The 19,276-nt window shown below is 71.1% G+C and carries 18 protein-coding genes; 9 read left to right on the top strand and 9 right to left on the bottom strand.

Annotation, left to right across the window (positions count from 1 at the left end):
- Nucleotides 1-2: 2 nt before the first annotated feature.
- Nucleotides 3-350, bottom strand: coding sequence for an ANTAR domain-containing protein (locus tag EUA94_RS03060; RefSeq protein WP_129424538.1), 348 nt, complete (start codon nt 348-350; stop codon nt 3-5).
- A 176-nt stretch (nt 351-526) separates the two neighbouring features.
- On the opposite strand from EUA94_RS03060, the gene EUA94_RS03055 reads away from it, so the two are divergent.
- A complete protein-coding gene (locus tag EUA94_RS03055; protein WP_129424536.1) occupies nt 527-1,501 on the top strand; it encodes a helix-turn-helix transcriptional regulator in 975 nt (324 codons plus the stop codon).
- A 103-nt stretch (nt 1,502-1,604) separates the two neighbouring features.
- Nucleotides 1,605-2,432: a sigma-70 family RNA polymerase sigma factor gene (locus EUA94_RS03050; RefSeq protein WP_129424534.1), complete on the top strand. Its 828-nt coding sequence runs from the start codon at nt 1,605-1,607 to the stop codon at nt 2,430-2,432.
- 103 nt (nt 2,433-2,535) lie between these two features.
- Here the strand turns inward: EUA94_RS03050 and EUA94_RS03045 are convergent, their stop codons facing one another.
- The 3 genes from EUA94_RS03045 to EUA94_RS03035 are packed head-to-tail and all read right to left on the bottom strand — an operon-like array spanning nt 2,536 to nt 6,823.
- The gene (locus EUA94_RS03045; RefSeq protein ID WP_129424532.1) at nt 2,536-3,945 is read right to left on the bottom strand and encodes an NAD(P)/FAD-dependent oxidoreductase; all 1,410 of its coding nucleotides are present in this window, start codon (nt 3,943-3,945) and stop codon (nt 2,536-2,538) included.
- A 6-nt stretch (nt 3,946-3,951) separates the two neighbouring features.
- On the bottom strand, nt 3,952-5,307 hold the full coding sequence (locus EUA94_RS03040; RefSeq protein WP_129424530.1) for an aspartate aminotransferase family protein: 1,356 nt from the start codon (nt 5,305-5,307) through the stop codon (nt 3,952-3,954).
- On the bottom strand, nt 5,300-6,823 hold the full coding sequence (locus EUA94_RS03035) for a CoA-acylating methylmalonate-semialdehyde dehydrogenase (protein WP_129424528.1): 1,524 nt from the start codon (nt 6,821-6,823) through the stop codon (nt 5,300-5,302). Before EUA94_RS03035 ends, EUA94_RS03040 begins: the two co-directional genes overlap by 8 nt.
- Nucleotides 6,824-6,930: 107 nt before the next feature.
- Here EUA94_RS03035 and EUA94_RS03030 point away from each other — a divergent pair, with 107 nt between their 5' ends.
- From EUA94_RS03030 to EUA94_RS03020, 3 genes are read left to right on the top strand one after another with little or no spacing between them, the layout of a single operon-like run.
- Nucleotides 6,931-8,559, top strand: a complete 1,629-nt coding sequence (locus EUA94_RS03030) for a PucR family transcriptional regulator (RefSeq protein ID WP_129424526.1) — start codon at nt 6,931-6,933, stop codon at nt 8,557-8,559.
- A gap of 50 nt (nt 8,560-8,609) precedes the next feature.
- On the top strand, nt 8,610-8,933 hold the full coding sequence (locus EUA94_RS03025; RefSeq protein WP_129424524.1) for a cupin domain-containing protein: 324 nt from the start codon (nt 8,610-8,612) through the stop codon (nt 8,931-8,933).
- A gap of 14 nt (nt 8,934-8,947) precedes the next feature.
- Nucleotides 8,948-10,375, top strand: a complete 1,428-nt coding sequence (locus EUA94_RS03020; RefSeq protein ID WP_129424522.1) for a gamma-aminobutyraldehyde dehydrogenase — start codon at nt 8,948-8,950, stop codon at nt 10,373-10,375.
- A gap of 7 nt (nt 10,376-10,382) precedes the next feature.
- On the opposite strand, the gene EUA94_RS03015 is transcribed toward EUA94_RS03020, so the two are convergent.
- On the bottom strand, nt 10,383-10,946 hold the full coding sequence (locus EUA94_RS03015; RefSeq protein WP_129424520.1) for a carboxymuconolactone decarboxylase family protein: 564 nt from the start codon (nt 10,944-10,946) through the stop codon (nt 10,383-10,385).
- 63 nt (nt 10,947-11,009) lie between these two features.
- The gene (locus tag EUA94_RS03010; RefSeq protein WP_129424518.1) at nt 11,010-11,183 is read right to left on the bottom strand and encodes a CsbD family protein; all 174 of its coding nucleotides are present in this window, start codon (nt 11,181-11,183) and stop codon (nt 11,010-11,012) included.
- Between the two features lie 110 nt (nt 11,184-11,293).
- Here EUA94_RS03010 and EUA94_RS03005 point away from each other — a divergent pair, with 110 nt between their 5' ends.
- Nucleotides 11,294-11,680 (top strand): hypothetical protein, encoded by a 387-nt coding sequence (locus EUA94_RS03005; RefSeq protein ID WP_129424516.1) that lies wholly within the window; start codon nt 11,294-11,296, stop codon nt 11,678-11,680.
- 74 nt (nt 11,681-11,754) lie between these two features.
- The gene (locus EUA94_RS03000) at nt 11,755-12,540 is read left to right on the top strand and encodes a SurA N-terminal domain-containing protein (RefSeq protein WP_165356776.1); all 786 of its coding nucleotides are present in this window, start codon (nt 11,755-11,757) and stop codon (nt 12,538-12,540) included.
- Nucleotides 12,541-12,668: 128 nt separating this feature from the next.
- Here the strand turns inward: EUA94_RS03000 and icmF are convergent, their stop codons facing one another.
- From icmF to EUA94_RS02985, 3 genes are all read right to left on the bottom strand, one after another.
- Nucleotides 12,669-15,893 carry a fused isobutyryl-CoA mutase/GTPase IcmF gene (icmF, locus tag EUA94_RS02995; protein ID WP_129424513.1) on the bottom strand — a complete coding sequence of 1,075 codons (3,225 nt, stop codon included), beginning with the start codon at nt 15,891-15,893 and terminating at the stop codon, nt 12,669-12,671.
- Nucleotides 15,894-16,047: 154 nt separating this feature from the next.
- A complete protein-coding gene (locus tag EUA94_RS02990; protein ID WP_129424511.1) occupies nt 16,048-16,539 on the bottom strand; it encodes a MarR family winged helix-turn-helix transcriptional regulator in 492 nt (163 codons plus the stop codon).
- A gap of 9 nt (nt 16,540-16,548) precedes the next feature.
- Entirely contained in the window at nt 16,549-17,292 is a 744-nt protein-coding gene (locus tag EUA94_RS02985; protein ID WP_129424509.1) for a helical backbone metal receptor, read from the bottom strand.
- A gap of 65 nt (nt 17,293-17,357) precedes the next feature.
- On the opposite strand from EUA94_RS02985, the gene EUA94_RS02980 reads away from it, so the two are divergent.
- The gene (locus EUA94_RS02980; RefSeq protein ID WP_129424507.1) at nt 17,358-18,482 is read left to right on the top strand and encodes an aldehyde dehydrogenase family protein; all 1,125 of its coding nucleotides are present in this window, start codon (nt 17,358-17,360) and stop codon (nt 18,480-18,482) included.
- A 207-nt stretch (nt 18,483-18,689) separates the two neighbouring features.
- Complete coding sequence (locus EUA94_RS02975; protein WP_129424505.1) at nt 18,690-19,193, top strand: hypothetical protein; 504 nt, start codon at nt 18,690-18,692, stop codon at nt 19,191-19,193.
- Nucleotides 19,194-19,276: the final 83 nt, after the last annotated feature.

The following is a 19,276-nucleotide window of genomic DNA, read 5'->3' as shown; positions in this document are numbered from 1 at the left end:
TCCTAGGTGGACGGGCCTTCGGGCCAGCCGGAGGCGGGGAGCTGGTCCTCGAACCTCTCCAGGACTTGTTGGTCCTCGGGTCCGGACGTGCCGTCGTGGACGGTGACCAGGACGTGCGCGACCGTACGGACCTTGGTGTTGCTGTCCTGCGAGACCCGGAGCATGGTGCGCCACGCCTGCTCGGTGCTGCAGCCGAACTTCGCCGACAGGAGCCCGATGGCCATGCCGATGTCGCGCTGCGACTTCATCGCCTCGTGGAGGTGGGCCACCTCGTCGCGCAGGGCGTCGGGAGCGTCGGTCGCCCGGAGTGGCTGGGAGGGCTCGCCGGAAGGTGTGTGCTTGCCAGACATGCGCGTCACCTTTCAATGACGTCAGGTCCGCGGACACAGGGCGGAGCTATCGGGCTCGAATGCTCCGATATTACCCACTGCGCAACCCATCCCTAGGGGTGAGTATCCCTCGGGACGACTACCATATGCGGTGGCTCGAGAAATGGGCCACTGGCTTCGTCTCCGGGAGGGTGGACGTGCCGCACGACCGCGCGCGCAGGGGTTCACCTGCCGTCTTCGGCTTCGAGGGTTCGGGCGACGACGCCCGGGTCTGGCTGGACACGGTCTACGGCACCAACCTGCGGCTCACGGGCCCGCTCGGTGGGGTGCAGCACGAGCGCACCAACCACGGCATCGTTGCCTTCGACCACATCAGGATCGACGCGGCGTACACCTTCGACTCCGACCCGATGCCGATGCTCGTGGTGGTCGACGTCCTGCGCGGCGCCGCCGCCTACGTCCGTGACGGCATCGAGGACCAGGTGCAGGACGGCGACTCGGTGCTGGTGACTGGGTGGGACATGCCCTTCTCGGGCTCCTGCGACTTCCCCGAGCTCCGCACCACCTCGCTGTCGGGGTCGGGCCTGCTCGCTGCAGTCGAGGAGGCCGACCCCGACTTCGGCCAGCGCCTGATCTTCACCTCCTACCGCCCGCACTCGGCAGCCGCCGGTGCGCGCTGGCGGGCGACCGTCGACCAGATCACCTCGATGCTGCCCGTCGACGCGACCGCGGAGCAGGAGGAGGCGGCCGCCTGTCTCCTGGGCCACACCCTGCTCCACACGTTCCCCAACAACGTCGTCGTACGAGCCACGCTGCCCGGGGTCGACCACGACGCCGCGGACGACTCGCCCTCGACCGTCAGGCGTGCCGCCCGCATCATCGAGGCACACTCGTCCGAGGAGCTGACGCCGGGTGACCTGGCTCGCGAGTGCGGCGTCACGCCCCGCGCGCTGCAGTACGCCTTCCGCAACCACCTGGGCTGCACCCCGCAGGACTACCTGCGGAGGGTCCGCCTGGACCTTGCGCGCCGCTCCCTGCGCGACGGCACGTGGCCGTCGGTGGGCGACGCGGCAGCGGCCCACGGGTTCTTCAACCCCGGCCGATTCGCCACCTACTATCGGGAGCTCTTTGACGAGAATCCTGGACAAACCTTGGATCGAGCGGATATTTGACCGCCTGACTTCGCTTTGCGGCTGTTGCACAGGTCTGGACCAGTGGATAGTCGAGGTACTTGCTGGAGACAACGGTGAGCGAACTGCCGCCGGAAGGAACCCCATGGTTCCCGTCTCACTCGTTCCTGCACCGCCCGTACATCGCACACCGTCGTCGCCCCTCGAGGGCGCGGCCCGCTCCCGCCGCACCGATGGCATCGTCGCCGACCTGAGGCTGGTGCAGCCCCAGTCGTCGGACTCGCGTGGCCTCACGGTGACGCTCATCGAGACCAACGCCGGCGTCGCCCGGTCGATGGCGAGTCGCTACCGCAACCGCGGCATCGATCTCGACGACCTCGAGCAGGTCGCGCTGCTGGGCCTCACCAAGGCCGCCCAGCGCTTCGACCCCGGTGCCGGTCATGACTTCCTGTCGTACGCCGTCCCGACCATCCGTGGAGAGCTGCGGCGACACTTCCGCGACTCGGGCTGGATGGTGCGCCCGCCGCGCCGGGTGCAGGACCTCCAGTCCCGTATCTCTCGTGCGCAGGACGAGCTGGAGCCACGCCTCGGTAGGTCCCCCCGGCCCACCGAGGTGGCGACCCACCTGGGCGTCGGCCTCGAGGACGTCGTGGAGGCCCTCACTGCTGACGGCTGCTTCACCCCGACGTCACTCGACGGGCCGGTCGGCGACGGCTCGGCGTCCCTCGGCGACCTCCTCGGTTTCGACGACCACGCCGTCGTGGCGGCCGAGGCGCGGATCGTCCTCGAGCCCGTCATGCAGAGGTTGACCGGCCGCGACCGCCGCATCCTCCACCTGCGCTTCGTCGAGGAGCGCACCCAGCAGGAGATCGCCGAGGAGATCGGGCTGACCCAGGCCCAGGTGTCCCGCGTGCTCACCCGCATCCTGGCGAGCCTCCGGGCCGACCTGACCGAGCGCCCGCCCGCCGCCTGATCGCCTGGCCCCGCGCTGTAACGCCGGGTTACTGCTTGTACCCACCCTGATGCACGGGGGTGGGTACAAGCACCAACCCTGCGTTACAAGGGCAGCGGGGGCGTCAGGAGTCGAAGCCGAGGCCGGCCGCGTCGAGCGCGCGCAGGTACGGGTTGCGACGACCGCGGCGGTGGTCGGCCCGGTCGAGCGACCAGCGGGTGAGGTTGATCCCGGCGTACGCGAACGGCTCGGGCGGGAACGGCAGCGGTCGCTCGCGCACCATCCGCAGCGACGTCCGCTCGGTCGGCTCACCGGCGAGCAGGTCGAGCAGGACCTCGGCGGCGAAGCGGGTGGCGCCGACGCCCAGCCCGGTGAACCCGGCGGCGTGGGCCACGCGGTCGTCGTGGGTGAGCCCGTAGAACGCGGTGAACTGGGTGCACGTGTCGATCGCGCCGGCCCAGCGGTGGCTGAACCGCACGTCCTCGAGCTGCGGGAAGGTCGCGAGGAAGTGCGACGCGAGCCGGGCGTGGCTCTCGGGCCGGTCCTCGTGGCGCGCGGCGAGCCGGCCACCGGCCGGGTAGATGGCGTCGTACCCGCCCCACAGGATGCGGTCGCCGGCCGTCCGCCGGGAGTAGTGGAACTGGTTGGCGAGGTCGCCGAGTCCCTGCCGCCCGGCCCAGCCGATCGACGCCAGCTGCTCGGTGGTCAGCGGCTCGGTCATCAGGACGTAGTCGTAGACCGGCACGGTCATCAGCCGGTTGCGGCGCAGCAGCGACCGGAACACATTGGTGGCGAGGACGACGTGGTCGGAGGTGATCACGGCCCGGTCGGTGTGCACCTGCATGCCCGCGGACGTACGCCGCAGCGCGGTCGCGGCCGAGTGCTCGTGGATCTCGACGCCGAGGTCGGCAGCCACGCGGGCGAGCTCGAGCGCCAGCTTGGCCGGGTGCACCAGCGCGTTCTCGTCGGGCTCGAACGAGCCGGCCAGGAAGAGCGGGCTGTCGATCTCGGCGCGCACCTGCCCGGTGTCAAAGAAGTGCGGCTCGTCGCGCACCCAGTCCACCTGGTGCTCCTCGACCGCCACGGAGAGGGTGCCGGTGCGCTCCCACTCGCAGTCCAGGCCGAGGTCGCGGATGTCGGCCTCGAAGCCGGCGAGGTTCTCGTGGCCGAGCCGCGCCAGCACGTCGTACTCCTCCGGCCAGCGCGATCGACCGTTGTCCTCGCCGTGGGTGAGCGAGGCCTCGCAGAAGCCGCCGTTGCGCCCCGACGCGGCCCAACCGATCGTGCGCGCCTCGAGCAGCACGACCCGACGCCCGGGCTCGCGACGCTTCGCGTGCACGGCGGTCCAGAGGCCGAGATAGCCGCCGCCGACGATCGTCAGGTCCGTGCGCGTCGACGCGGTGAGCTCGGCGTACGTCGCGCGGGCATCGATGTCGTTGAGCCAGAAGACCGACTGCTCCGTGGCCGCGAGCGAGCGCTGCACCACCCGGGGATCGGGGGCGTGGCGCTCGTACGCGGTGCGGTGGGCGGGCACGCGAGGTCAGGCGGTCGCGTCGAGCGCGGCGTCCAGGATCGCCAGTCCCTCGCGGGCCTCGTCTTCGGTGGTCGTCAGCGGGGGCACGACGTGGATCCGGTTGTAGTTGGCGAACGGCAGCATGCCGCGCTCCTGGCAGGCCTTCACGACCGCCGCCATCGCCGGGCTGGACCCGCCGTACGGCGCCAGCGGCTCACGGGTCGCGCGGTCGCTGACGAGCTCGAGGGCCCAGAAGGCGCCGGTGCCGCGCACCTCGCCGATCCGGTCGTGCTTCTCGGCGAGCGCCCGCAGGCCCGGGCCGAGGACGTCCTCGCCGAGCCTGGCCGCGCGACCGACGACGTCCTCGTCCTCCATCGTGCGGATGGTGGCGACGGCGGCCGCGCACGCGAGCGGGTGTCCGGAGTAGGTGAGGCCGCCGGGGTAGGTGCGGTGCGCGAACGTGGAGTAGATCTCGTCGCTGATCGCCACGCCACCGAGCGGGACGTAGCCGGAGTTGACGCCCTTGGCGAAGGTGATCAGGTCGGGCGTGATGCCTCCGTGCTCGACGGCGAACCAGCGGCCGGCGCGGCCGAAGCCCGACATCACCTCGTCGGCGATGAGCACGATGCCGTGACGGTCGCAGATCTCGCGCACGCCGGCGAGGTAGCCGGGCGGCGGCACCATGATCCCGGCGGTGCCGGGGATGGCCTCGAGCACGATCGCGGCGACGGTTGCGGGACCCTCGAGGGCGACGACCTGGTCGAGGTGCTCGAGCGCGCGCTGGCACTCCTCGGCCTCGGTGGTGGCGTGGAAGGCGCTGCGGTAGAGGAACGGGCCGAAGAAGTGGACCGTCCCGGTCGAGCCGTGGTCGCTCGCCCACCGGCGCGGGTCGCCGGTCATGTTGACCGCGAGGTGGGTGCCGCCGTGATAGCTGCGGTAGGTCGTCAGCACCTTGTGGCGGCCGGTGTGCAGCCGCGCCATGCGTACGGCGTGCTCGTTGGCGTCGGCGCCGCCGTTGGTGAAGAAGACGTGGTCGAGGTCGCCCGGGGTGTGGCTTGCGATGAGGCGCGCGGCCTCCGAGCGCGCGCCGTTGGCGACCGCCGGGGCGATCGTGCAGAGGTGGGCGGCCTGCTCCTGGATCGCGGCCACGATCCGGGGGTGCTGGTGGCCGAGGTTGGTGAAGACCAGCTGCGAGCCGAAGTCGAGGTAGCGCGTGTCGTTCGCGTCCCAGACGTGGCTGCCCTCGGCGCGCGTGACGACCATCGGCGTGATCTCGGCCTGGGCCGACCAGGAGTGGAAGACGTGCGCGCGGTCGAGCTCGTACGCCCGCGCGGCGTCGTACGTCGTGGCGAGGTCACTGGCGGTGGAGAGGACGTCAGTCATTGCGCGGGAATCCCAGCTCGAGGCCGCCCTCGGGGCGGTTGGCGGGGTCGATCCACCGGGTGGTGACGACCTTGCCGCGGGTGAAGAAGTGGACGCCCTCGGTGCCGTGGGCGTGGGTGTCGCCGAAGAGCGAGCGCTTCCAGCCGCCGAAGGAGTAGTAGGCGACGGGCACCGGGACGGGGACGTTGACGCCGATCATGCCGACCGTCACGTCGGCCTCGAAGCGCCGGGCGGCGCCGCCGTCGTTGGTGAAGACCGCCGTGCCGTTGCCGTACTCGTTGGCGTTGACCAGGGCCACCGCCTCCTCGTACGACTTCGCCCGTACGACCGAGAGGACCGGGCCGAAGATCTCCTCGCGGTAGATGTCCATCTCCGGGGTGACGTCGTCGAAGAGCGTCGGGCCGAGCCAGAAGCCCTCCTCGCCACCGCGGGCGGCCACGTCGCGGCCGTCGACGACGACCTTCGCGCCCGCCGCCTCGCCGGAGTCGATGAAGGAGCTGACCTTGTCGCGGTGGGCCTTCGTCACGAGGGGACCCATGTCCGCTTCCTTCTCACCTCCGGTGGCCTCGCGACCACCGTCACCGATCAGCAGGGTGCGAGTCCGGTCGGCGATCCGGGCGACGAGCTCGTCGCCGATCGGGTCGACCGCGACGAGCACGCTGATCGCCATGCACCGCTCGCCGGCGCTGCCGTAGCCGGCATTGACAGCCGAGTCGGCGGCGAGGTCGAGGTCGGCGTCGGGCAGGACGACCATGTGGTTCTTCGCCCCGCCGAGGGCCTGGACGCGCTTGCCGTGGCGGCTCGCGGTCTCGTAGACATACTCCGCGATCGGGGTCGAGCCGACGAAGCTGATCGCCTGCACGTCGGGGCTGGTGAGCAGCGCGTCGACGGCCGTCTTGTCGCCGTGCAGCACGTTGAAGACGCCGTCGGGAAGACCGGCCTCCTGCCACAGCGCGGCGATCCAGTTGGCGGCGCTCGGGTCCTTCTCGCTGGGCTTCAGCACCACGGTGTTGCCGGCCGCGATGGCGATGGGGAAGAACCACATCGGCACCATCGCCGGGAAGTTGAACGGGCTGATGATGCCGACCACGCCGAGCGGGACGCGCTTGGAGTGCACGTCGATGCCGGTCGACGCCTCCTCGCTGTGGCCGCCCTTGAGCAGGTGGGAGATGCCGCACGCGAACTCGACGACCTCGAGGCCGCGCGAGATCTCGCCGATCGCGTCGGAATGCACCTTGCCGTGCTCTGCGGTGATGAGCTCGGCGAGCTCGTCCTTGCGGCTGTTGAGCAGCTCGCGGAAGGCGAACATCACCTGCGTACGCCGCGCCAGCGAGGTGGTGGCCCAGCCGCGGGCGGCGCGGGTGGCCGCGGCGATGACCTGCGCCGCGTCGGCCTCGCTGGCCAGCGCGAGGCGGCCGGTCACCTGACCGGTGGCGGGGTTGGTCACGTCGGCCCAGCCGGAGGGGGAGCCGGGCAGTAGTGCGCCGTCGGCCCAGTGCACGATGTCGTTCGTCATGCGCTCATCCTGTGTGCGCCCGCCGGCGCCGACGGGTGTCGGATCGTAGGATTCACGCGCCCCGTTCGGACAATCCGTCGCCCCGTCCCCGCGTAGGCTCACGTGTCATGGCCGAGGTGACGCCGGGTGTGACGCTCCAGGAGGCACTGGGGCTGCCCACGTTCCGGCGCGCCGTCCCCGCGGTGGTGGCGGGCGCCGCCGGCCTCGACCGGCCGATCCGCTGGGTGCACGCCACCGAGAGGCTCGACGCCGGTGAGCTGCTCCGCGCGGGCGACCTGCTGCTCACCATGGGCACGGGCCTGCCCGCCGACGACGACAGTGCGGGGCTCGCGGCCTTCGCCGAGGGCCTCGTCGACGTCGGCGCGGTGGGCATCGTGGTCGAGCTCGGCCGGCGGTGGGCCGCAGACCTGCCCCCCGCACTCGTCGAGGCGTGCGAGCGGCACGGGCTGCCGCTGGTGGCGCTCGGCCAGGAGACGCGCTTCGCCGCCCTGGCCCAGGAGATCGGCGAGCGCGTCGTGGACCGCCAGCTCAGCGAGCTCCGCGAGGCTCAGCGCGTGCACGAGACCTTCACCGAGCTCAGCAACAGCGGGGCCGGTCCCGTCGAGATCCTCCAGGCGGTGCAGCGGATGGCCGCCGGTCCTGTGGTGGTCGAGAACGCCCAGCACCGGCCGCTCGACTACTTCGCCGGGCCCGACGAGGCCGGCGGCTTCCTCGACGGCTGGCCGGCGCGGTCGCGCCGGGTGGAGGTCGCCGGCCGCACCGGCTGGGACGCCGGCAACGGCTGGCTCGTCACCCGGCTCGGCACTGCCGACCAGGTGTGGGGCCGGCTCGTGATCGGCTCGCCCACGCCACCGTCGCAGCGACTCGTCGCCGTTGCCGAGCGGGCCGCCGCCGCGCTCGCCCTCCACCGGCTCCATGACCGCGACCGCGGCACGCTCATGCGGCGTACGCACCTCGAGCTGCTGTCCGGCCTCACCGACGACCCCGACTCCGACGAGGTGCTCGGGCGCTGCGAGCTGGCGGGTTTCCCGGTCCGGCGTCGCGCCTTCGCGGGACTGGTCGTCCGCCCGCGGATCGGTTCCTCCGCGCCGGCCGACCTCGACGAGGTGGCCGCCACGGTCGTTCGGGCGGCGCACGGCCTGCGGCTTCCGGCGCTGGTCTGCGAGGTCGAGCGCGACCTGCGCGTGCTGGTCTCGGCCGCCCCCACCGCCGACGCCGCCGACCTCGTCGACCGCCTCGCCGGGCGCGTCCTGGCCCACCACGACGTCGTGCTCGCGGCGGGCCGGGTGGTGCCCGACCGTGCCGGCATCGCGCGTACGGTCACCGAGGCCGGCCAGGTCGCCGACGCGGCGCCTCAGGTCCGCCGCGAGCAGGACCCCGACGTGCACCGGCTCGCCGACCTCCACCTGCGCGGACTGCTCGCGCTGCTCGGCGAGGATGACCGGCTGCGGCTGTTCGTCGACCGCGAGCTCTCCGCGCTCCAGCAGCACGACCGCGCCGACGGAGCGCGCACCGACCTGCTCGCCGCGCTGCGGGCGCTGGTGCTGCACCCGGCGAGCAAGACCGAGGCCGCCGCGAGCCTGCACCTGTCGCGGGCGGCGTTCTACGACCGTCTGGCCCGGATCGAGGCGATCCTCGATGCCGACCTCGACGACCCCGACGTACGCGTGTCGCTCCACGTGGCCCTGCTGGCGGCCGAGCTGTCCGGCACAACGTCCGGTCGAGAGGCGAAGTGACGACAGATCGTCGGCCGACGCCCGCCTCGGACACGGGGGACGATGGCCAGATGTTCCGTGTGCTCGATGTCGCCGCCGCGGTGCCGACGTCACCCCTCGACCCCGGCACCGTCCTCGACGGCGCCCCCGAGGCGGGCTCGCGCGCACTGGCCGCCGTCGCCGGCGTCGAGGTGGGCGTGTGGGAGATGAGTCCCGGCACGGCCACGGACGTCGAGGTCGACGAGGTGTTCGTGGTGCTGTCCGGCTCGGCCACGGTCACCTTCGAGGACGGCGAGCTCGTCGAGCTCGGTCCCGGCAGCGTCGTACGCCTCCGGGCGGGCGAGCACACCACCTGGGTCGTCCACGAGACGCTTCGCAAGATCTACGTCGCCTGAAAGGCACACCTCACATGACCGAGACGATCCGCAACTTCATCGACGGCGAGCTCGTCGAGTCGGCAGCGACCGACTTCATCGACCTGGTCGACCCCGTCACCGGCGAGGTCGACGGGCGCTCCCCGGTCTCGACGCCGGAGGAGGTGGACCGGGCGTACGCCGCCGCGGCGCGCGCCTCGGAGTCGTGGAAGCGGCTCACGCCGGGTCGCCGCCAGGCCTACCTGCTCGACCTGGCCACCGCGGTCGCCGAGCGGCGCGACGAGATCAGCGAGGTCCAGGCGCGCGACACCGGCCAGCCGGTGCGCTACATCGCGAGCGAGGAGGTCGACCAGGGCGTCGACCAGCTGCGCTTCTTCGCCGGCGCTGCCCGGCTGCTCGAGGGCAAGTCGGCGGGGGAGTACCTCGAGGGGCACACCTCGAGCATCCGCCGCGAGCCGATCGGCGTGGTCGGCCAGGTGACGCCGTGGAACTACCCCTTCGCGATGGCCATCTGGAAGATCGCCCCTGCCCTCGCCGCCGGCAACACGATCGTCCTCAAGCCGAGCGACACCACCCCGCGCTCGACCGTGCTGCTCGCCGAGATCGCCGGGGCGATCCTGCCGGCGGGCGTCCTGAACGTCATCAACGGCGACGCCAGCACCGGCCGGCTCCTCGTCGAACACCCGACGCCGGGCCTGGTCGCCATCACCGGCTCGGTGCGGGCCGGCATCGAGGTCGCGTCGTCGGCCGCGAAGAACCTCAAGCGTGCGCACCTCGAGCTCGGCGGCAAGGCGCCCGTCGTGGTGATGCCCGACGCCGACCTGCCCCGCGCAGCCGAGCTCATCGCGGCCGCGGCCTACTTCAACTCCGGCCAGGACTGCACCGCCGCGACCCGCGTCATCGTGCACGAGAGCATCCACGACGAGCTCGTCGCGCTGCTCGTCACCGAGGCCGAGGGCACGCGTCCCGGCCCGCCGTCCGACGCCGAGGCCGACTACGGCCCGCTCAACAACGGCGCCCACTTCGCCAAGGTCGAGGCGTTCCTCGCCGACCTGCCCGACCACGCCGTCGTACGGACCGGTGGCAAGCGCCACGGCGACACCGGCTACTTCTTCGCGCCGACCGTCGTCACGGGCGTACGCCAGGACGACCGGATCGTGCAGGAGGAGGTCTTCGGGCCGGTGCTGACGGTGCAGGCGTTCGCCGAGGAGGCGGAGGCGGTCACGTTGGCCAACGGCGTGCCGTACGGCCTGGCCGCCAGCGTCTGGACCCGCGACCACGGCACCGCCGATCGGCTGACCCGCGAGCTCGACTTCGGGTGCGTGTGGGTCAACACCCACATCCCGTTCGTCTCCGAGATGCCGCACGGAGGCTTCGGCCACTCCGGCTACGGCAAGGACCTGTCGGGCTACGGCTTCGACGACTACACGCGCATCAAGCACGTGATGACCGCGCACTACTGACCCGTTCTCAGGCGGGGGATCCCACGTCGAAGACGTCGAGCAGCTGGGCGAGCGTGCGGTAGCAGCCGACGAGCACCACGAGCTCGGTGATCGTCGTGGTACCGAGGACCCCGACCAGCTCGGCGTACTCCTCGTCCGTGAGGCGCGGGCTGTCGGCCAGCAGGCGCCGGCAGAGCATGTACGCCGCCTCCTCGACCGCGTCGGTCGAGCCGAACGTGCCGCCGGCGAGGGCGCCGATCTCGACGTCGGTCAGTCCGACGGATCGGCCGACGCGCTCGTGCGCGTGCCGCTCGAAGGCGCTGTCGGTCGCCGCAGCGACCGTGAGGATCGCGATCTCGCGCACCCGGTCGGTCAGCCCGGTGCCGTAGCGGATCGCGCTGCCGAGCTCCTGGAGCGGAGCGCCGAGGGCGGGCTCGTGGAGCATCACGCCGAACGGGCCGGTCAGCGCGCCGTCGGGCGTGGTGAGTGCGAAGTGCTGCGGCCCGCTGCCGCGCGGCCCGCCGACGATGTCGTCGTACAACGCCCGCTGGGCGTCGCTGAGGTCGGCAGGGGTGAGGTCGGGCAGGCGCATGCGGTGATCTCCTCGTGACGGCGCCCGGCGCGGAGGCCGGGCGCCCTCATGATGCCTGCGAGGTCACTTCTTGAAGGCGTCCTTGACGTTCTCGCCGGCCGACTTCAGGTCGGAGGCAGCCTGGTCCTTCTTGCCCTCGGCCTTGAGCTCGTCGTTGTTCGTGACGTCGCCCGCGACCTCCTTGGCCTTTCCGGCGATGTCCTGGGCGGCGTTCTTGGCCTTGTCGGCGATACCCATCGTGGGCTCCTTCTCTCGGTGTGGTGGTGCTGTCGAGGGTTGGTCGTGCGGAGCCGGCCAATCGTCACGCGAGTGTGAGTCAGGTCTCCTGCTCGGGCATGCTGGTCCGCATGCGCTTCACCGAGCACGAGCTCACCGTCGCCGTCACCTCGGCCGCCAAGGTCGTCGCCGGCGGGAAGGTGCGCCGCAAGGCCAAGGACGACGCGTGGGAATCGATGAGCAAGATCGAGCGCTACCACCTGCTCGAGGCCGTCGGCAGCCAGGTGCTGCCCGTCCTGCTGGCACTGCCCGACATCGAGGTGCCGGCCGGGACGCGGCCGTCCTTCACTGACGCGCAGATCGCAGCCGCCGTCGAGGGGACGCTCGGGGAGAGCGGCGTCGGTCGGCTGCGGCAGAAGGTGGCGGTGGCCGCGCGCCTCACCCTCGTACGCACGGCGCTCGCGCAGCTGCCGGTCCGGCAGGACCCGGACGCGCTGATCGTCCCCGACTCGCTGTGACCCGGCCCACTTCTCCCACGTGACCTGAGAACCCTGAGACGGGCGCTCAGGTTGGGTGCGTACGGTCGATGGCGATGAATCACCTCATGTTTACCCGTAGTGTCCTCGGCCTCGTCGCCGCCACCAGCATGCTCGTCCTGTCCGCCTGTGGCGGCGGGAGCGACTCGTCCTCCTCGGGCTCCTCCGACAAGGACGCCTCCGCGAGCGAGTCGTCGAGCGCCAGCGCCGACCCCTCAGCCGACGCCGCCGGAGGACCGGACCTGTCCGGGATCCCCGACGTCGTCGCCGAGGTCAACGGCGAGGAGGTCACCAAGGACGAGTTCGTCCCGATCTACGAGGCGGCATTCCAGCAGGCCGCGGCCCAGGCGCAGACGAGTGGCCAGGCTCCCGACGAGGAGGCGCTGCGGCAGGAGACGGCCGACAACCTGATCTCGGCCGAGCTCCTCGCGCAGGAGGCCGAGACGCGCGGCATCGAGGTCAGTGACGGCGAGATCGACGCCGAGCTCACGAGGCTCGCCGAGGAGAACCAGCTGCCCTCTGCCGAGGAGCTGCTCGCCGCCATCGAGAAGAACGGCGTCAGCGAGGAGCAGGCTCGCTCCCAGGTCGAGACGCAGCTGCTGGTCGAGCAGCTCGTCGAGGACGAGGACGGCGGCCAGGGCCCGACCGAGAAGGAGCTGCGCGCGATCTACGACCAGGCCAAGCAGCAGGCGGCCGCCCAGGAGGGCGGCCAGAAGATCCCGCCGTTCGACCAGGTCCGCGACCAGATCGAGGAGCAGGCGAAGACCGAGCAGGTCAGCAAGGTCGCCAACGCGCTCGTCCAGGACCTCCGTAAGGACGCGGACATCACGATCAACCTCTGAGCCTCGCCTCTGTCGCGATCCCCGGATAACCGGGGAAACTGAAGCTTCCAGTGCGAAGTTTCGCGGGTGAGGCTCCAGTTTCCCCGGGTACCCGGGGAAACTGACAGGGCTCCGCCGCGTCTGCCGGCTCAGACGTTGCGCCGGTACTGGCCGCCGACCTCGAAGAACGCCTCGGTGACCTGCTGGAGCGAGCAGACGCGGGCGGCGTCCATGAGGACGGCGAAGACGTTGTCACCGGCGATCGCGGCGTCCTTGAGCCGGGCGAGCGCCTCCTGAGCCTCGGCGCCGTGCGCGGCCTGGAAGGCGCGTACGCGCGAGAGCTGCGACTCCTTCTCGGCCTCGGTCGCGCGGGCCAGCTCGATCTCGTGGGGCTGGGCGTCGGCGGCCGACTCCTTCACGAACGTGTTGACGCCGATGATCGGCAGCGAGCCGTCGTGCTTGCGGTGCTCGTAGAGCATCGACTCGTCCTGGATCCGGCCGCGCTGGTATCCGGTCTCCATCGCGCCGAGCACGCCACCGCGCTCGTTGATCGAGTCGAACTCGGCGAGCACCGCCGACTCCACCAGCTCGGTGAGGTCGTCGATGATGTACGAGCCCTGGAGCGGGTTCTCGTTCATCGCAAGACCCCACTCGCGGTTGATGATCAGCTGGATCGCCAGCGCGCGGCGTACGGACTCCTCCGTCGGGGTCGTCACCGCTTCGTCGTACGCGTTGGTGTGGAGGCTGTTGGCATTGTCGTAGATAGCGATGAGGGCCTGCAGCGTGGTGCGGATGTCGTTGAAGTCCATCTCCTGCGCGTGCAGCGAACGGCCGCTCGTCTGGACGTGGTACTTCAGCTTCTGCGAGCGCTCCGAGGCGCCGTACTTCTCCTTCATCGTGACCGCCCAGATGCGGCGGGCGACGCGGCCGAGCACGCTGTACTCGGGGTCCATGCCGTTGGAGAAGAAGAACGACAGGTTGGGCGCGAATTCGTCGATCTTCATCCCGCGCGCGAGGTAGGCCTCGACGTAGGTGAAGCCGTTGGCCAGGGTGAACGCGAGCTGGCTGATGGGGTTCGCCCCCGCCTCGGCGATGTGGTAGCCGGAGATCGACACCGAGTAGAAGTTGCGCACCTGCTGCTCGATGAACCACTCCTGGATGTCGGCCATCATCCGCAGGCAGAACTCCGTCGAGAACAGCGCCGTGTTCTGGCCCTGGTCCTCCTTGAGGATGTCGGCCTGCACGGTTCCGCGGACGTTCGCCAGTGCGTACGCCGCAACAGTGGCGCGCTCCTCGGCTGACGGCTCGCGGCCCTCGCGGTCGGTGAAGGCCGCCACCTGCTGGTCGATCGCGGTGTTGAGGAAGAACGCCAGCACGGTCGGGGCCGGGCCGTTGATGGTCAGCGACACCGACGTGGTGGGCGCGACGAGGTCGAAGCCGTCGAACAGCTCCTTCATGTCGTCGAGAGTCGCGACCGAGACGCCGGACGTGCCGACCTTGCCGTAGACGTCGGGGCGCGGGTCGGGGTCGCGACCGTAGAGCGTCACCGAGTCGAACGCCGTCGACAGGCGGGTCGCGTCGTTGCCGTGGCTGAGGATCTTGAAACGGCGGTTGGTGCGCGCCGGGTCGCCCTCGCCGGCGAACATCCGCGCCGGGTCCTCGTTGTCGCGCTTGAACGGGAAGACACCGGCGGTGAAGGGGTAGTAGCCGGGCAGGTTCTCGTTGCGCCAGAACTTCACGAGCTCGCCGTGGTCGGCGAAGCGGGGGAGCGCCACGCGGGGGATCTTGTTGCCGCTGAGCGACTCCCGGGTCAGCTTGGTGTGGATCTCCCGGTCGCGGACGACCACGACCTGCTCGTCCCCGGAGTAGGACTCGACGACCGCGGGCCAGCCCGCGATCTGGTCGGCGACCTCGTGGGGGACGGCCTTGCGTGCGGCCTCGAGCAGCGCGGGCACGCCGCCCGCGTCGGCCTCGCCCAGGGCGTCGGCGACGTACTGGACGCGCTGCAGGTTGCGCGCCGCCTCGGCCAGCTCGGACGTACGCCCGTGGTAGCCGCGGACGGTCTCGGTGATCTCCGAGAGGTAGCGCACGCGGTCGGCGGGGACGACCTGGCGGATGCCGGAGGAGTGGCGTACGTCGACGTGCGGCAGCGTGCCCTCCTGCACCTCGAGCCCGGCGTCGGCGAGCTCGGCGCGGAGGTGCTGGTAGAGCGCCGTGACGCCGTCGTCGTTGAAGGTCGCGGCGCTGGTGCCGAAGACCGGCATCTCGTGGGGCTGTTTGCCGAAGGCGTTGCGGTTGCGGACGAGCTGGCGGCCGACGTCGCGCAGCGCGTCCTTGGCGCCGCGGCGCTCGAACTTGTTGATCGCGACGGTGTCGGCGAAGTCGAGCATGTCGATCTTCTCCAGCTGCGACGCGGCGCCGAACTCCGGCGTCATGACGTAGAGCGAGTGGTCGACGAGCGGCACGATGCCGGCGTCCCCCTGGCCGATGCCGGGCGTCTCGACGATGACCAGGTCGTGGCCGGCGGCCTTCATCACGTCGATCACGTCGCCGAGGTGCTCGGGCACCTCGTGGGCGCCGCGGGTGGCGAGCGAGCGGAAGAAGACCCGGTCGCCGTCGAGCGAGTTGGCGCGGATCCGGTCGCCGAGCAGCGCCCCGCCGCCCTTGCGGCGGGTCGGGTCGACGGCGATCACCGCGATGCGCAGCTTGTCCTGCTGGTCGGTGCGGAAGCGGCGTACGACCTCGTCGGTGAGCGACGACTTGCCCGAGCCGCCGGTGCCGGTGATGCCGAGCACGGGCACGACGCGACGCTGCGCTGCCGCCCGGATCTCGGTGAGCATCGCTTCGTCGAGGCGACCACCCTCGGCCCCGGTGATCGCGCGGGCGACGGCGAACCGGTCGCCGCTCAGCACCTGCTCGACGGTGACCGCGCCCTGCGCCCAGAGATCGACGTCGCAGTCGGCGACGACGGAGTTGATCATCCCGACGAGGCCCATCTTCTGGCCGTCCTCGGGCGAGAAGATGGTGACGCCCGACTCGCGCAGGCGGGTGATCTCGGACGGCACGATCACGCCGCCGCCCCCGCCGACGACCTTGACGTGGCCGGCGCCCTGCGCGCGCAACGACTCGACGAGGTACTCGAAGTACTCCACGTGCCCGCCCTGGTACGACGACACCGCGACCCCCTGCGCGTCCTCCTCCAGCGCAGCGGTGACGACCTCCTGCACGGACCGGTTGTGCCCGAGGTGGACCACCTCGCAGCCCTGGCTCATGAAGATCCGCCGCATGATGTTGATCGACGCGTCGTGGCCGTCGAAGAGCGCCGAGGCGGTGACGAGACGGATCGGGTTCACGGGGGTGTGCAGGTCGCTCATGGGTAGATAGTAGGACTTCCAACTATTACGCGCGAGTATCCGGCCGACCGCCGCTGTAACGCCGGGTTAGGAGCTGTACCCACCCCGGAGCACGGGGGTGGGTACAAGCACTAACCCGGCGTTACAGCGGGTTGGTCGGTCGGGAGGGCGGCGCTCAGGCGGAGTCGCCGAGCCCGGTCCGGAGGGCGGTCAGCCGGTCGGTCAGCTCGCGTACGTCGAGCTCGGGCAGGCCGGGGGTCTCGAAGACCTCGCCGTTGAGGGCCGTCGTGGCCTCGTCGACCGCCACCCGGCCGGCGGTGGTGAGCACGGCGCGTACGACGCGGCGGTCGGCGTCGTCGCGTACGCGCTCCACGTACCCCTGGGCGACGAGCCGGTCGACGGCGCTCGTGACGCTCGTGGGGTGCACCTGCAGCAGCGACCCGAGCCGCGACATCGGCATCGCGGCCTCGCGGGCGAAGGACAGCAGCCGCAGGACCTCGTAGCGGGCGAACGTCAGCCCGCGCGGCCTGAGCACCGCGTCGATCCGCTCCATCAGCAGCTGCTGCGCGCGCACCACCGAGGTCACCATCGCCATCCCGTCGGCGGCGTCGGACCAGCCGTGGGCCACCCACTGGCGGTGGGCCTCGCCGATCGGGTCGCGGGTCATGGCTGGAGGTTAGCCATCGATCGAGGCCAGCACGGCGTACGCCTCGACCATCGCCGGGCCGTACCAGGTGAGCAGCCGGCCCGACACCAGCCGCGTCGGGGTGGCGAGGGCCTCGGGCCCGTCCTCGGCGGTGAAGACGTAGGGCTCGTCCGGGAGGAGCACGACGTCCGCTCCGGCGTCGTCGATCTCCGCGGTCGTGACCGTCGGATAGCGCCCGTCGAGGCCGGCCAGCACGTTGGCCAGCCCGGCCCGGGAGAGGAGGTCGTCGGTGTAGGTCGACGAGCCGACCACCATCCACGGGTCGCGCCAGATCGGGACGGCCACCGAGAGCCGGACGGGAGCAGGCGTCGACCAGAGGGCCCGCGCCTCGATCAGCCACGGGGGATCGGAGAGGCCCAGCGCCGTCGTGAAGAGCCGCGACATCGAGTCGAGCGACTCCTCGACCGTCTCGATCCGGGTCACCCACACCGCGATGCCGGACTCGCGGAGCCGGCGTACGTCGAGCTCGCGGTTCTCCTCCTGGTTGGCGACGACCAGGTCGGGGGGGAGGGCGCGGATCGCCGCCAGGTCGGGGTTCTTGGTGCCGCGCACCCGCGCGACGTCGAGGTCGGCGGGGTGCGTGCACCAGTCGGTCGCGCCCACCAGGACGTCCGGGGCGGAGGCCGCCAGCGCCTCGGTCAGGGACGGCACGAGCGAGACGACGCGGACCGCCGAGCCGGTCAGCGGGACGTCGTGGCCCAGGTCGTCGCGCATGACACGAACGCTACTGGCCGAGGGGGTGATGGGCGCGGGGCCCGGGACGTGGTGGAGTTGGCCCTATGAGCAAGCACGCCCGGTCCGCGGCAGTGCTCCCCGTCGACGGCGTGGAGCAGGCAACTGCCGAGGAACGGACCTTCCCGGCCGTCAACCCCGCCGACGGCGAGGTGCTGTGGCAGGTGCCGGACGCCGGGCTCGCCGACATGGATGCCGCCGCTGCGGCTGCCCGCCGCGCCTTCATGGAGACGACGTGGAGCACCGACACGGCCCTCCGCGCCGACGCGATCCGTCGCCTGCAGGCCGCGCTGGCCGACCGGTCGGACGACCTGGCCCTGCTCGCCGCGACCGAGACCGGCGTCCCGGTGGCGCTCCGCGCCGACCACCTCGACGCGCCGATCGCCCAGCTCCGGGTGCGGCACCCGGACCAACAGGCCGGCGTCGCGGTCGTCCTGACACCGGCGACCTCGCCCTTCGCCGTCGCGATCGCCGAGATCGGCCGCATGCTCGTGGCCGGCGGCACGGTCGTCCTCAAGCCTGCTCCCGAGGCGGCCAGCGCCGCCCTCGAGCTCGGCCGGATCGCCCTGGACATCCTGCCGCGCGGGGTGCTCAACGTCGTCACCACCCGCGACGTCGACGCCGCGATCGCGCTCGCCCTCGACCCCCGCGTCGACGAGGTGTCCTTCACGGGCTCGTCGGTCACCGGCGAGCGGGTGCTGGTCGCGGCGGGCCGCGCCGGCAAGGTCGTACGTGTCGACGTCGGTGGCCAGGTCCCACTGCAGCTCACCGACGACGACGACCTGGCCTCGCTCGTCTCGGCGGCGGCACTCGCGGTCGCCGCGAACGCGGGCCAGGGCTGCCGGCTCCCGTCCACGGTGGTCGTGCCCGAGCACCGCTACGACGAGGCCCTCGCCGCCGCGGTCGCCGCGATGGAGCAGGTGGCGGTCGGCGACCCGGCCGACGACAGCACGCTCTGCGGTCCGGTCCGCTCACGGGTGGGCCGCGACCGGGTCCTGCGCTACCTCGCCCTCGCTCGCGCGGAGGGCGGTGAGGCGGTCCTCGGCGGTCAGCCGCTCGACCGCGCCGGGTGGTGGGTCGCGCCCACCGTCATCGGCGGGCTGACCACGAACTCGCGCCTGGTGCGCGAGGAGCTGCTCGGCCCGGTTCTCATGGTCGTGCCGGACAAGTGAAACACCGTTCAGAGTGCGCCGGCGCCCCCACGTCTCGCACGCAATGAATCCCCTTTGGATACAGTCCCGGGCCGGTCGCGGCGACGCCGTTTTTATTGCGTGAGACCTAACCAGACCCTGTGGTAATCGACGCGCTCACAGACCATTGACCCTTTGGTGACCCGGCGCTACTCTGGCCATTCCTCGTACGCTTGGAAGGCCTTGAACATGAGCAAAACGCGTCAGCCCGCGCTTTCAGCGATAGTTTCCTTGTTCATCGTGTTGGCGTGGGCGGCGCCTGCCTCCGCAGCGGATGGGTATCAGGAGACGTATGCGGGTATCCCTAGCAGTTCTTTCGGATGTGATGACTTCACGTCAATGCTGGGGAAAGACACGCCGAGCCTAAATGACCCCGCGTGGGGCCAGGCTTGCTTCTACTTCGACACCGACGAATGGTACGTGTTGGACAAGCAGTCCGACGGGAGGTCGGTGGGCGTTCAATGGCGATTGATTGACGGCTCAAGAAGTGGACTCATTCGGGACAAGCTCGGCGCGGGTGTGAACTCGATCTTGAACAAGTCGTATCCCAATGGCACCGCAGTCAAGTGGCGTATCGGGCACTGCAACACCTCGGGCGGCAAAACGTGCACCAATGCGTCTGACTTCACATGGCAGGCAGGAACTCTTTGTTCAAGGACGTCGACGCCCGGCGGTTACGCCTGCCAGTGGTGAGGGGACTGTGGAGCCGCATCATCTCTGGATTCCTCTCGAGACCTTTGTCGTGGCGATATGGCTTCACGAGTTCAAACTCACCG

It is taken from the genome of Nocardioides zhouii (genome assembly GCF_004137345.1).
Classification (GTDB): domain Bacteria; phylum Actinomycetota; class Actinomycetes; order Propionibacteriales; family Nocardioidaceae; genus Nocardioides; species Nocardioides zhouii.
Note: the sequence above shows the minus strand (reverse complement) of the source record. Positions and strands in the feature narration are given on the sequence as shown.